This window comes from Klebsiella sp. ME-303 (genome assembly GCF_007910085.1).
Classification (GTDB): Bacteria; Pseudomonadota; Gammaproteobacteria; order Enterobacterales; family Enterobacteriaceae; genus Klebsiella; species Klebsiella michiganensis.
Window position 1 is genome coordinate 184,734 of the sequence record NZ_VOJB01000083.1, and the last position, 12,406, is coordinate 197,139.

Below are 12,406 nucleotides of genomic sequence, written 5' to 3' on the forward strand. Positions count from 1 at the left end.
TGGCTATGTCACCTTCTTCCGCCATCGCCTCTCCGCTGACGCTTGCCTCGCTCTATAGCGACCATCATGGCTGGCTGAAAAAATGGCTTACCCATAAGCTGCAATCCGCATATGACGCCGACGACGTAGCGCAGGACACCTTTGTCCGAATTATGGCCGGCGAGTCGCTGTTGACGATTCGCGATCCAAAATCTTTTCTCTGCACGATTGCCAAACGGGTGATGATCGACCTGTTCCGCCGCAACGCCCTGGAGCGCGCCTGGCTCGACATGCTCTCTCAGCTACCGCCAGAGCTCTCTCCCTCACCGGAGCTACGGCAGAGCCAGCTCGAACTGTTACAGCAGATTGATGCCATGCTGGACGGGCTTAACACAAAAGCCCGGGAAGCGTTTTTGCTCTCGCAGCTTGAAGGGCTGACCTACGCCGATATCGCCAGTCGCCTGGCGGTTTCCGTCAGTTCGGTTAAGAAATATATCGCGAAAGCCACCGAGCACTGCCTGCTGTTCCGTCTGGAGAATGGCCTGTGAAACCGACGCTAAGCGAATCCCGTCGTCAGGCGCTGCGTTCCGCCTCGCACTGGTACGCGGTCCTCAGCGATGGGCGCGTCAGTCCGCAGCAGGAGGCCCGCTGGCAGCAGTGGTATGAGCAAAACAACGAAAATCAGTGGGCGTGGCAGCAGGTAGAAAACCTGCGTCAGCAGATGGGGCAACTGCCGGGCGGGCTGGCCAGCCGTGCTCTTCACGATAGCCGTCTGGCGCGTCGCCACGTGCTGAAAGGGCTGATGCTTTTGCTGGCGGCCGGAGGCAGCTGGCGGCTCTGGGAGTCCGAGCTGGCGGAGGGCCTCCGCGCCGACTACCGGACGGCGAAAGGGATACCGCGCCCGCAGCGGCTTGCCGACGGTTCGCTGCTGACGCTGAATAGCGAAAGTGCCGCCGACGTCCGTTTTGACGCGCGGCAGCGCATGGTTCATTTACGCTACGGCGAAATCGCCATCAGGACCGCTCACGACAGCCGGCAGCGGCCTTTCCGGGTCCAAACGCGGGAAGGCACTCTCACCGCGCTCGGGACCGAATTCACCGTCCGTCAGTTTGCCGGCGGCACCCGGCTGGCGGTACAGCAGCATGCCGTAGAAGTGGTTTTACCGTCCGGCAGCGCCCAACGCGTTAACGCCGGGGAAAGCCTGTGGTTTACCCGCGATCGCTTCGCCGCCCTGGTTAAGCTCAACGGCGACGAGGATAGCTGGATCCGGGGCGTGCTGACCTTCCGCGACGCCCCGCTGAGCGAAGTGGTCGAAACCCTCGCCCGCTATCGCTCCGGGGTGCTGCGCTGCGATCCCGCCGTGGCCGATTTACGCCTGAGCGGCACCTTTCCGCTGGGCGATCCTGATGCCATTCTGCAGGTTATCGCGCAAACGCTGCCGATTACATTGCGGTCTGTCACCCGCTACTGGGTCACACTCGTTCCAGCCTGAGAAAAAAAATCGAAAAAATTCTCATTCTCCATTGTCCCTTTTCCCCTGCTCGTTCGACTTATCTGATGAATATAACCAAAAACGATGGTGGAGAAGAGATGACGCCTTTACGCGTTTTACGCAAACCGATGCCTCTGGTGATGGCAATCCGTTTAAGCCTGCTGCCGCTAGCGGGGCTGGCCGCCGCGCCGGTATTCGCCGCCGCGCAGTATGATATTACCGCCGGGGAGTTAGACCACGCCCTGAACCAATATGCCGCCCGCAGCGGTATCACGCTTTCCGCCGACGCCAGCCTGACGCGCGGCAAGCATAGCCCGGGCCTGCACGGCAGCTTTGAAACCGAAGAGGGTTTACGCAGGCTGCTGAACGGCAGCGGATTACGGCTCAAGCCGCTGGGCAAGAACGTCTGGACCCTGGAGCTGGATCCCGCGCCCGTCACTGCAGAATCCACCCTCACCGTCGTCGGGGACTGGCTTGGCGACGCGCGCGAAAATGATGTCTTTGAGCACGCCGGCGCCCGCGACGTGATCCGTCGGGAGGATTTCGCCAAAACCGGCGCCGCCACGATGCGCGAAGTGCTGAACCGGATCCCTGGCGTCAACGCGCCGGAAAATACCGGCACCGGCAGTCACGACCTGGCGATGAACTTCGGTATTCGTGGCCTCAACCCGCGGCTTGCCAGCCGTTCCACGGTGCTGATGGACGGTATCCCGGTTCCCTTTGCCCCCTACGGCCAGCCGCAGCTTTCGCTGGCGCCGGTCTCGCTCGGCAATATGGACGCCATCGATGTCGTGCGCGGCGGCGGCGCGGTGCGCTACGGGCCGCAGAGCGTCGGCGGCGTGGTGAACTTCGTCACCCGCGCCATCCCCGAGGATTTTGGCATTCAGGGCGGCATTGAAGGGCAGCTCAGCCCCACCTCTTCGCAAAACAACCCGAAAGAGACGCATAACCTCGCGATCGGCGGCACGGCGGACAACGGTTTCGGATCCGCCCTGCTTTACTCCGGCACCCGGGGCAGCGACTGGCGCGAACACAGCGCCACGCGGATTGATGATGTGATGCTGAAAAGCAAATACGCGCCCAACGAAGTCCATACCTTTAACAGCCTGCTGCAATACTATGACGGCGAAGCCGATATGCCCGGCGGCCTCTCCCGCGCCGACTACAACGCCGACCGCTGGCAGTCCACGCGTCCTTATGACCGCTTTTGGGGGCGCCGCCAGCTCGCCAGCCTCGGCTACCAGTACCAGCCGGATGCGCAGCATAAATTTAATATTCAGGGGTTCTATACCCATACCCTGCGCAGCGGCTACCTGGAACAGGGTAAGCGCATTACCCTCTCCCCGCGCGAATATTGGGTCCGCGGCATCGAGCCGCGCTACAGCCAAAGCTTTATGATCGGCCCATCCGCCCACGAAGTCGGCGTCGGCTATCGCTACGTCAACGAATCGACCCACGAGATGCGTTACTACACCGCGACCACCAGCGGCGAGCTGCCCAGCACCGCCAGCCCGTACGATCGCGATACCCGTTCCGGCACCGAAGCCCACGCCTGGTATATCGACGATCGCGTGGATATCGGCAACTGGACGATTACGCCAGGTATGCGCTTTGAGCACATTGAGTCTTATCAGGACAATAATCTGCTCGGCACCCGCGAACGGGTCAGCTATAACGCCCCGCTCCCGGCGCTGAATGTTCTTTATCACCTCACCGACAGCTGGAATCTTTATGCCAACACAGAAGGCTCATTCGGCACCGTACAGTACAGCCAGATTGGCAAGGCTGTGCAAAGCGGCAATGTGGAACCGGAAAAAGCGCGAACCTGGGAAGTCGGCACCCGCTACGACGACGGCGCGCTGACCGCAGAGATGGGGCTGTTCCTGATTAACTTCAACAATCAGTACGATTCCAACCAGACCAATGACACGGTCACCGCCCGGGGTAAAACGCGTCATAGCGGCCTGGAAGCGCAAACCCGTTACGCCCTCGGCGAGCTTTCACCCGCGCTTGATAATCTCTCTGTCTACGCCAGCTATGCGTACGTCAATGCTGAAATTCGCGAGAAAGGCGATACCTACGGTAACCAGGTTCCCTTCTCGCCGAAGCACAAAGGCACCTTTGGTGTCGATTACAAGCCCGGCAGCTGGACGTTTAACCTCAACGGCGACTTCCAGTCGAGCCAGTTTGCCGATAACGCCAATACCGTTGCCGAAAGCGCCGATGGCAGCACCGGCCGCATTCCCGGCTATATGCTGTGGGGCGCTCGCGTGGCCTATGACTTTGGCCCGCAGATGGCCAATCTCAACCTCGCGCTGGGGGTGAAAAACATCTTCGACCATGCGTATTACACCCGCTCGTACGACGATAACAACAAAGGGCTTTACGCCGGTCAGCCGCGCACGCTGTACCTGCAAGGATCAATGAAGTTCTGATGATAGAGCGTTGCCGGACAGCGCTATTCGCGCCCTGTCCGGCAAGCTGGAGTGAATAATGTTTAACCTTGTTCGTCTGTGTATTTTCAGCCTGCTGTTTCTGGCGGGCCCGCTCTTTGCCGCCACCGTACAGGATGAGCGCGGTCGCTTTACGCTTGATAAAACGCCGCAGCGTATCGTCGTGCTTGAACTCTCCTTTGTCGACGCGCTGGCGGCGGTTGACGTTAGCCCGACAGGCGTGGCCGATGACAACGATCCATCGCGTATTCTGGCGGACGTACGCGCACGTCTGAAGCCCTGGCAGTCGGTGGGCACCCGCGCCCAGCCTTCACTGGAGGCCATCAGCGCGCTGCATCCCGATCTGATCGTCGCCGATAGCAGTCGCCATGCCGGAATTTACGCCGCCCTGAGGCAGATTGCCCCGGTGCTGCTGTTGAAATCGCGCAATGAAACCTGGGAGGAGAACCTGCAGTCAGCGGCGATTATCGGCAAAGTAGTGGGTAAGGATAAGGAGATGCAGCAGCGTCTGGCGCTGCATCGGCAAAAAATGGCGGCGTTTTCCCGACAGCTGCCGGCTGGCGCCAGCGTGCTGTTTGGCACCTCCCGCGAACAGCAGTTTAATCTTCACTCAACGCAAACTTATACCGGCAGCGTGCTGACGGCGCTTGGCCTGAAAGTTCCGCCGCCGAGCGGCGGCGCGCCGATGGCGGCGATAAATTTCGAACAGCTGCTGGCCCTGAATCCGCAATGGCTGCTGGTCGCTCATTACCGTAGTGAAAGTATCGTGAAAAAATGGCAGCAGGACTCCCTGTGGCCAATGCTGCAGGCCGAGCAGAAAGGGCAGGTCGCCGCCGTCGACAGCAACAGCTGGGCGCGGATGCGCGGGATCTTCGCCGCCGAGCGTATTGCCAGCGATATGGTTAAAATTGTCCACCACCGGGCGGTTGATATCACGCCATGAAACCGTTCCGTCGCGCGTTTTTTATCTGGGGATGGCCGCTGCTGGCCCTCAGCGGCCTGTTCTGGCTGAGCCTGTTCTGCTATTCGCCCATCCCGATTTCGCCGCTCAACGCCCTTCACGCCCTGCTGGCGCCTGAGTCTCCTTCGCTTGCGGAGGCGCTGGTGCTTAATCTGCGCCTGCCCCGCAGCCTGGTGGCGGTAATGCTCGGCGCCTCGCTGGCAATGTCGGGGGCGTTATTACAAACGCTTACCCATAACCCGCTGGCATCGCCTTCACTGCTCGGCATTAATAGCGGCGCGGCGCTGGCGATGGCGCTGACCAGCGCATTCAGTCCGGCACCGCTGGCGGGCTTTTCGCTGGCGCTGATTGCCGCCTGCGGCGGCGGAATAAGCTGGCTGCTGGTGATGAGCGCCGGCGGCGGCTGGCGTCAACAGCAGGATCGCCAACGGTTGATCCTCGCCGGTATTGCTCTCTCGGCGCTATGCATGGCGTTGACCAGAATGACCCTGCTGCTGGCGGAAGATCGCGCCTGGGGTATTCTTACCTGGCTTGCGGGCGGCGTTTCCCACGTGCGCTGGGCCGAGTTCTGGCAGCTTTTCCCTTTTGTCGCGCTGATTACCCCCGGCGTATTCCTGCTGGCCAACGCGCTTAATCTGCTTAACGTCAGCGATACCGCCGCCCATTCGCTGGGGGTGAATTTGCCGCGCCTGCGCCTGCTTATCAACGCGGCCGTGTTGCTGCTTACCGGCGCCAGCGTCAGCGTCGCCGGACCGATTGCCTTTGTTGGCCTGCTGGTCCCGCATCTGGCGCGTTTTTGGGCGGGTCACGATCATCGTACTTTTTTGCCGGTCAGCGCCCTGCTGGGCGCCCTGTTTATGCTGCTGGCGGATATGCTCGCCAGAGCGTTGGCCTGGCCGGGTGAACTGCCCGCGGGCGCGGTGCTGGCGCTGGCGGGCGGGCCCTGTTTTGTCTGGCTGGTCAGGAGACGCGGGTGAAACAACGCATCGTGTTTTTATGGCTCGCGCTCACGCTGTTAACCCTGTTCTCGCTGCGGATGGGGGCGATCCCGCTGCCGTGGCGAGCGCTGCTCAGCGGATGGCATGCGGACAGCGAGTATCACTACGTCCTTATGCAATATCGCCTGCCGCGCGTGGTGCTGGCGCTGATTATCGGCGCCGCGCTGGCGGTTTCCGGGGCGCTGGTTCAGGGTATTGTGCATAATCCGCTGGCCTCGCCGGACATTCTGGGCATTAACCACGGGGCGAGCCTGACCTCGGTGGCGGCACTGTGGTTTTTACCGTCCCTGCCCCTGCCGTGGCTGCCGCTGCTGGCCTTTATCGGCGGAATGGTGGCGATGGTGATACCGCTCGCCCTTGCCGGTTTTTCTCGCCCAATGCGCCTGGCGCTGACCGGCATCGCGCTGTCGGCCTGCTGGGCCAGCGTGACCGACTACCTCTTACTGTCGCGGCCGCAGGAGATCAATAACGCGCTGCTGTGGCTGACCGGAAGCCTGTGGGCCAGAGACGGCGCATTCGTCATCATCGTCCTGCCCCTGCTGGCGATTTTGCTGCCCTTAAGCTTCGCCCTCAGTCGCGATCTCGACCTGCTGGCGCTAGGCCATGAGCGCGCGGGAACGCTCGGCGTCAACGTGCGCTGGCTTAACGGCTACGGCTTAACGCTGGCGGTGGCCCTCGCGTCGATCGGCGTCGCGGTCTGCGGTCCTGTCGCCTTTATCAGCCTTGTGGTGCCGCATCTTGTGCGTCGCCTCTTCGGCGGCCGCCATCGCCGTTTATTGCCGCTCTCTGCGCTCACGGGCGGACTGGTTCTGCTGCTCGCCGATCTGCTGGCGCGAACGCTGCATCCGCCGCTTGAGCTGCCGGCAGGCGTGCTGACGGCGATTATCGGCGCCCCCTGGTTTATCTGGCTTCTTGTGAGAATGCGTTAAATGGAACTGCGAATAGAAAAGCTAACCGCTGGCTATGGCGGCAAGCGCGTTATCAACAATCTCGATCTGACGCTACCGGGCGGGAAAATTACCGCGCTGCTGGGGCCAAACGGCTGCGGTAAATCAACGCTGCTGAAGTGTTTCTCTCGCCTCCTGACGCCCATCGCCGGCGAGGTCTGGCTCGATGATGTCCCCTTAAACCGCCTCTCCGCCCGTCAGCTAGCGCGGCGACTGGCGCTGCTGCCGCAGCAGCATCACGTTCCGGAAGGCATCACCGTACGCGAGCTGGTCGGCTACGGCCGGAGTCCGTGGCTACCGCTGTGGGGGCGGCTTTCCGCGCAGGATCGACAGCAGGTCGACAGCGCGCTACAACGAACCGGCATCGCTGCGCTGGCGGAACGACCGCTGACCGCCCTTTCCGGCGGCCAGCGGCAGCGGGCTTTTCTGGCGCTGCTGCTGGCGCAGGATACGCCGCTGGTGCTGCTCGATGAGCCAACGACCTGGCTGGATATTCATCATCAGGTGGCGCTAATGACGCTGATGCGCGAGCTGCAGACGATGGGCAAGACCGTGGTCACCGTACTGCACGACCTGAACCAGGCCAGCCGCTACTGCGACCATCTGGTGGTGCTTGAAGGGGGCCAGGTGCAGGCTCAGGGCCTGGCGGAAACGGTACTGACGCCGGAGATGCTGCGGGAGATTTTTCACCTGGAGGCGGAGATTCACCCGGAGCCGGTGTCGCAGCGCCCGATGTGCGTGGTGAAATAACCCGGGTAAGGCGCGCTGCGCCCTACCCGAAGTTGATCAGTAGGTGTGGAAGTACTGCTGGATCACCTGCGGATTTTTCGTTTGCGTCAGCGCCGTCATCAGCAGGATGCGCGCTTTTGCCGGGTTGAGCGAGTCGGCTACCAGCCCAGGCTGGCCGTCATCAACCGGCACGACGCCGCTGCCGGTACGCGAGGCGCGAACCACCACGATACCGGCTTTTTCCGCCTTTTCGATCCCCGCCGCGCTGCGTACGGAGACCGACCCCGCGCCGGTGCCCGCATAGATAATCCCGTCGGCATGGTGCGCGATCGCCGCGTCATACATATATTCAGGGTCATCCTGATAGCCATAAATAATGACCACTTTCGGTAGCGCGTTAAGATTGCGGACGTCAAAAACCGAACGCACGGTGTGAATTTTATCCACGCGAGTTTCGAACTGCGGTTTGCCGCTCACGATAACGCCCAGATAGCCCTCTTCCGGCGCCTTGAAGGTATCCAGCGTCGTGGCGTTGGTCTTAGTGACAAAACGCGCCGCGCCGATGCGGTCATTAAGCACTACCATTACGCCGCGGCCCTTCGCTTCCGGATCGGCCGCCACGGTCACCGCTTCCAGCAGATTCATCGGACCGTCGGCGCTGATAGCCGTGGCCGGACGCATTGCCGCCGTGAAAACGACCGGCTTATTGCTTTTTACCGTCAGGTTGAGGAAATAAGGCGTCTCGTCCAGGGTGTCGGTACCATGGGTAATCACAACGCCGTCCACATCATCGCGGGCCAGCAGTTCATTGACGCGCTTTGACAGTTTGAGAATGATGTCGCTGGTCATATTTTCGCTGCCGATATTAGCGACCTGCTCGCCGTCAACGCGTGCGACTTTGCTCATCTCAGGCACGGCATTAATCAGCGTCTGTACGCCAATCGCGCCGGCTTTGTACCCGGTAGTCTGGGTATTGCTGGCCGCTGAACCGGCAATCGTCCCTCCGGTCGCGAGGATTACGATATGCGGCAGACGCGTCTCACTCGAGGCGAAAGCGCTTATCGCCAGTAACGTAATTGCCAGTAATGCTCTAAAATTCATCATGACTCATCCCAAAATAGATATTAAATAAATTCGCGCAGAGAGAATGCAAACGGCTTGCCAGGATTTAATGTATTTTACTCGGTAAAAATGATTAACTATCGGACAAAAAAGGATTTTTACTTCGCCCGGAGCGCTACTTTGGTGCAGGGACGCGCTAAAAATGGGCAGGATAAAAATGCGAAACCCGAATGGACTTATTCAATCTATTTTGTCATGTCGGCATCGCTATCAACGAAATAGAGCAAAACGGTGCGGGTAATGCGATGGAGAAAAACGATGCATAATATCGCCTTAAAATCAGCATTGATGCTTACCACCCGCGTCATACAAATTATTAACCCTGAATTACACCTGCATATGCAACGAACGGCGCTGATCGCGCTGGAGCTTGCGCAGGCGTCAGGGCTCTCGCGTCAGCAGCAGCAGACGATCTTTTGCGCCGCGCTGCTGCACGACATTGGCGTTCTGGGCGATAAACGAGTGTTCTCCTCGCTGAACGCTATCGATAACCTCAACGATCCGCATCAGCACCGGGGAGCAGAAATGCTGGCCGGGTTAGCGACCCTGGCCCCCATCCTGCCGATTATCCGCGATCACCATTTTAGCCCACACCACAAAGGCAGCCTCGAACAGCATATCGTCTATTTCGCCGACGTGTTTGAACGCCTGCTTGCTGGCGATAAGCACGCGACAACCTTTCAAACCGATATGATTATTGGTAAATTTCGCGCGCTTTACCAGGCGATAGATCCGCCGCTGTGCCAGACTTTGTGCCAGCTCGCACAAAAAGAGCATTTTTGGCTGCACCTCAATCCCGGACATATTCAGCGAATGCTGGAGATCATCGGCCCTATCAACCATGTTTATATCGATATCGACGGTCTGAAAGATATCTGCCTGTTAATTGCCAAAATCGTCGATACCTACAGCAGCTTCACCGCCAGCCATAGTCTGAAGGTCGGGCGAATTTCGCGCACCCTCGCCGCTTATATGAATCTGCCGGAGATGGAGTGTAAGAAAATTGAGATTGCCGGCTATTTACACGATATTGGCAAAGTACACATTCCGCTGAAAATCCTGGAGAAACAGGGCGAACTGAATGACGAAGAGCTGCTTCAGGTGCGGGAACATAGCTATATGACCGGCGAAATTCTTAGCACCTTCAGCGAACTCGGCGAAATAATTAACTGGGCCGCGAATCATCATGAAAAGCTGGATGGCAGCGGCTATCCGCTTCATCTCAATGAGCATTACCTGCAGCTCCCGGATCGGATTATCGCCATCGCGGATATTTTCACCGCGCTTACCGAAGACCGCCCCTATCGCCCCGGAATGAGCCGTCAGCAAGCGTTACAGCTGATAGAGAGTGATGTTATAAATGGCGCGCTGGATAAAGACGTGTACCGCATTTTGCATCACCATGCCGAAGCGCTGCACGCTATTATTACTCACACGCTGCACCCGTAATCACCGCTTTTTTTCCGGTGAAGCCGGAGTGTGACGATAAAAAAATAATTAATTCATCTGCACGCAAGGAATATCCGGTGAGAATCGCCACCATGACTAACTGGGCCTACGGGATCACCGTCGCCCTGACCCTCGCCTCAGGCATCGCCATGCTGATGGCCTCAAGTGCGGATAATGCCGAACGCCGCGCCGTCGAACAACGCCAGGCGTTTGACCAGCTAAGCGAAGAAGTAGAAAGCGGCGCCTGGGAGCTTTCCGATCTCGCGCGACTTTACATCATTCAAAAAAATCAGGATGTGCTGCAGGAGTACCGGCAGCAAGCCCAGGCCACCGCCGCCATTGAACATCGTCTGGAAAAGCTGAAAGACAATGGCGCAACCGCTGAAGAGCTGGCGCTGCTGCGCGAGGGTTTACAGATAGCCGATGAACTTCAGGATGAGCAGCAAACGGCGCTGGCGCAGGTTGCCAGGGGAGAAGAAAAAGCGGCGGTCAGCCTGCTTTACGGCGCTGCCTATGAGCAGGAGCTCGAGCGGGTCCAGACGCAGCTCGATCACTTTCGCCTGATGCTCGAAGGCCGGGTGAATAAAACCATTGCCGAGGCTACGGAGAAGTCACGGATCTGGCGTACGCTTTCTGAGATCATGGTTGGGCTCACCGCGCTAATGTTCCTGTTTGTGCTGGGGTTTATTCTTAAGCGGCGGGTGCTCTATCCCGTCGTTCGCCTGAGCGACGTGGTGCAGCGGCTGGCATCGCAGGATTATGCGGTTGAGACGCCGCAGTTTACCCAGATTGATGAAATTGGCGATATGGCCCAGGCCATTCGCATCTTTCGCGAGAACGGGCTGGCGCGGCAGCGGCTGGAACAAGAGCGCGATGCGGACTGGGCGGTCCGGGAGCTGCTGGCGAGGATGACCCAGCGCTTGCAGGGCTGCGAATCGTTCGAGGATGTGATCAAGGTTGCCGAACTGTTCGCGCCAAATATCGCCCCGGAGATCCCGGGCCGGCTGTATATTCTCGATACCGATCCCTGGCAGATGCGCTGCGTGGCGCAGTGGCTTTCTCCGCCGCTTGAAGCCGACGTCTTCCATCCGGATAACTGCTGGGCCGTGCGGCGCGGGCTGAGCCATCCGCCGGTCAACGGTGAGCCGGATATCGCCTGCTATCACCTGTCGGAATCGCAGGCTCAACGGTCGCTATGCGTGCCGCTGATTGCGCAAGGAGAAGCGATTGGTCTGCTCTCCTTCAGCAACGTCACCTCCGCGACCGCCCCGTCCCGCGCCTATCTTGAACTGATGGCCGAAGCCCTGGGTCTGGCGCTGGCGAACCAGCGTTTACGCAACGCGCTGCTGGAAAAGGCGCTGTTTGATTCATTAACCGGCCTGCGTAACCGCCACCACCTGGATGACGCTCTGCATACTCAAATGAGTCTGGCGGTACGCAACGGTACGCCGCTGAGCTGCCTGATGATCGATATCGATCACTTTAAGGCGATTAATGATAGTTATGGTCACGAAGCGGGCGATCTGGTCATTAAAAACGTCGCGGCGATTATTCAACGTGCGGTGCGCGATATTGGGATGGCCTTCCGCTATGGCGGCGAAGAGTTCCTGGTATTGCTGGGCGGAACCGATGAAGAGGCCGCGATGGCCTGCGCGACCGACATCTATCACAGCGTCCAACTGCTGACGCTACGCTATGGCCTGGCTGAAATTGGTCAGGTCGATGTGTCCATCGGCATCGCCAGCTACCCGCAGCATACGCAAAGCGATAGCCTGCTGCGCGCGGCTGACGCTGCGCTCTACCGGGCAAAAGAGCTGGGGCGGTCGAGAATTGTGAGCTTTGGGATGTTGAAGGCGGATTGAGTCGACAGTCACACCACCGCGTAAAACTGGACGAGAGACCGCTATACCCCTCCTTTTAGACCCGCGTAACGGACGCGATTCCCCCCGGAGAATAAAAAAACGGGAACCCATCGGCTCCCGTTTTTGTTTAACCCAGAGACTGGATTACATGTTCGCGATAATCGCGTCGCCAAACTCTGAACATTTCAGCAGCTTAGCGCCTTCCATCAGACGTTCAAAGTCATAGGTCACGGTCTTAGCGGCGATTGCGCCTTCGGTGCCTTTAACGATCAGGTCTGCCGCTTCGAACCACTGCAGGTGGCGCAGCAGTAGTTAACCAATAACATCATTACTTGTTGATTTAAATAGAAAAATAGGTATTTTTGATACGTTATTAATGTGTTTAACCTAAGCCCTAACCTATTGAAATTCATT

General features: G+C 59.1%; 10 protein-coding genes and 1 pseudogene. 9 read left to right on the forward strand and 2 right to left on the reverse strand.

Going from position 1 to position 12,406, the window contains the following annotated elements; translation table 11 throughout:
- Window positions 1-5: 5 nt before the first annotated feature.
- From fecI to fecE, 7 genes are all read left to right on the forward strand, one after another.
- On the forward strand, window positions 6-527 hold the full coding sequence (fecI, locus tag FQK12_RS17715) for a ferric citrate uptake sigma factor FecI (protein ID WP_014228935.1): 522 nt from the start codon (window positions 6-8) through the stop codon (window positions 525-527).
- Entirely contained in the window at window positions 524-1,471 is a 948-nt protein-coding gene (gene fecR, locus FQK12_RS17720) for a ferric citrate uptake sigma factor regulator FecR (RefSeq protein ID WP_014228934.1), read from the forward strand. The genes fecI and fecR overlap by 4 nt, the downstream gene beginning before the upstream one ends.
- A 98-nt stretch (window positions 1,472-1,569) precedes the next feature.
- A complete protein-coding gene (gene fecA, locus FQK12_RS17725; protein WP_014228933.1) occupies window positions 1,570-3,906 on the forward strand; it encodes a TonB-dependent Fe(3+) dicitrate receptor FecA in 2,337 nt (778 codons plus the stop codon).
- Between the two features lie 58 nt (window positions 3,907-3,964).
- Window positions 3,965-4,867: a Fe(3+) dicitrate ABC transporter substrate-binding protein FecB gene (locus FQK12_RS17730; RefSeq protein WP_014228932.1), complete on the forward strand. Its 903-nt coding sequence runs from the start codon at window positions 3,965-3,967 to the stop codon at window positions 4,865-4,867.
- Window positions 4,864-5,862 carry an iron-dicitrate ABC transporter permease FecC gene (gene fecC / locus FQK12_RS17735; protein WP_014228931.1) on the forward strand — a complete coding sequence of 333 codons (999 nt, stop codon included), beginning with the start codon at window positions 4,864-4,866 and terminating at the stop codon, window positions 5,860-5,862. Before FQK12_RS17730 ends, fecC begins: the two co-directional genes overlap by 4 nt.
- Window positions 5,859-6,812, forward strand: a complete 954-nt coding sequence (fecD, locus tag FQK12_RS17740; protein ID WP_014228930.1) for a Fe(3+) dicitrate ABC transporter permease subunit FecD — start codon at window positions 5,859-5,861, stop codon at window positions 6,810-6,812. The genes fecC and fecD overlap by 4 nt, the downstream gene beginning before the upstream one ends.
- Entirely contained in the window at window positions 6,813-7,580 is a 768-nt protein-coding gene (gene fecE / locus FQK12_RS17745; protein WP_014228929.1) for a Fe(3+) dicitrate ABC transporter ATP-binding protein FecE, read from the forward strand.
- 36 nt (window positions 7,581-7,616) lie between these two features.
- Here fecE and fraE read toward each other — a convergent pair whose 3' ends face one another.
- On the reverse strand, window positions 7,617-8,660 hold the full coding sequence (fraE, locus tag FQK12_RS17750) for a fructose-asparagine asparaginase (RefSeq protein ID WP_009653379.1): 1,044 nt from the start codon (window positions 8,658-8,660) through the stop codon (window positions 7,617-7,619).
- 279 nt (window positions 8,661-8,939) lie between these two features.
- Between fraE and FQK12_RS17755 the strand changes: the two genes are divergently transcribed.
- Window positions 8,940-10,130: an HD-GYP domain-containing protein gene (locus FQK12_RS17755; RefSeq protein WP_014228927.1), complete on the forward strand. Its 1,191-nt coding sequence runs from the start codon at window positions 8,940-8,942 to the stop codon at window positions 10,128-10,130.
- A 77-nt stretch (window positions 10,131-10,207) separates the two neighbouring features.
- On the forward strand, window positions 10,208-11,992 hold the full coding sequence (locus FQK12_RS17760) for a sensor domain-containing diguanylate cyclase (protein WP_014228926.1): 1,785 nt from the start codon (window positions 10,208-10,210) through the stop codon (window positions 11,990-11,992).
- 144 nt (window positions 11,993-12,136) lie between these two features.
- Here FQK12_RS17760 and FQK12_RS17765 read toward each other — a convergent pair.
- Window positions 12,137-12,304 (reverse strand): annotated as a pseudogene (locus FQK12_RS17765) (NADP-dependent isocitrate dehydrogenase); the annotation flags it as partial.
- Window positions 12,305-12,406: the final 102 nt, after the last annotated feature.

What these genes read in the sequence shown, in the direction of transcription:
- fecI (WP_014228935.1), top strand. Translation starts at nt 6, where the DNA reads ATGTCACCTTCTTCCGCCATCGCCTCTCCGCTGACGCTTGCCTCGCTC.
- fecA (WP_014228933.1), top strand. Translation starts at nt 1,570, where the DNA reads ATGACGCCTTTACGCGTTTTACGCAAACCGATGCCTCTGGTGATGGCA.
- FQK12_RS17730 (WP_014228932.1), top strand. Translation starts at nt 3,965, where the DNA reads ATGTTTAACCTTGTTCGTCTGTGTATTTTCAGCCTGCTGTTTCTGGCG.
- fecC (WP_014228931.1), top strand. Translation starts at nt 4,864, where the DNA reads ATGAAACCGTTCCGTCGCGCGTTTTTTATCTGGGGATGGCCGCTGCTG.
- fecE (WP_014228929.1), top strand. Translation starts at nt 6,813, where the DNA reads ATGGAACTGCGAATAGAAAAGCTAACCGCTGGCTATGGCGGCAAGCGC.
- fraE (WP_009653379.1), bottom strand. Translation starts at nt 8,660, where the DNA reads ATGAATTTTAGAGCATTACTGGCAATTACGTTACTGGCGATAAGCGCT.
- FQK12_RS17755 (WP_014228927.1), top strand. Translation starts at nt 8,940, where the DNA reads ATGCATAATATCGCCTTAAAATCAGCATTGATGCTTACCACCCGCGTC.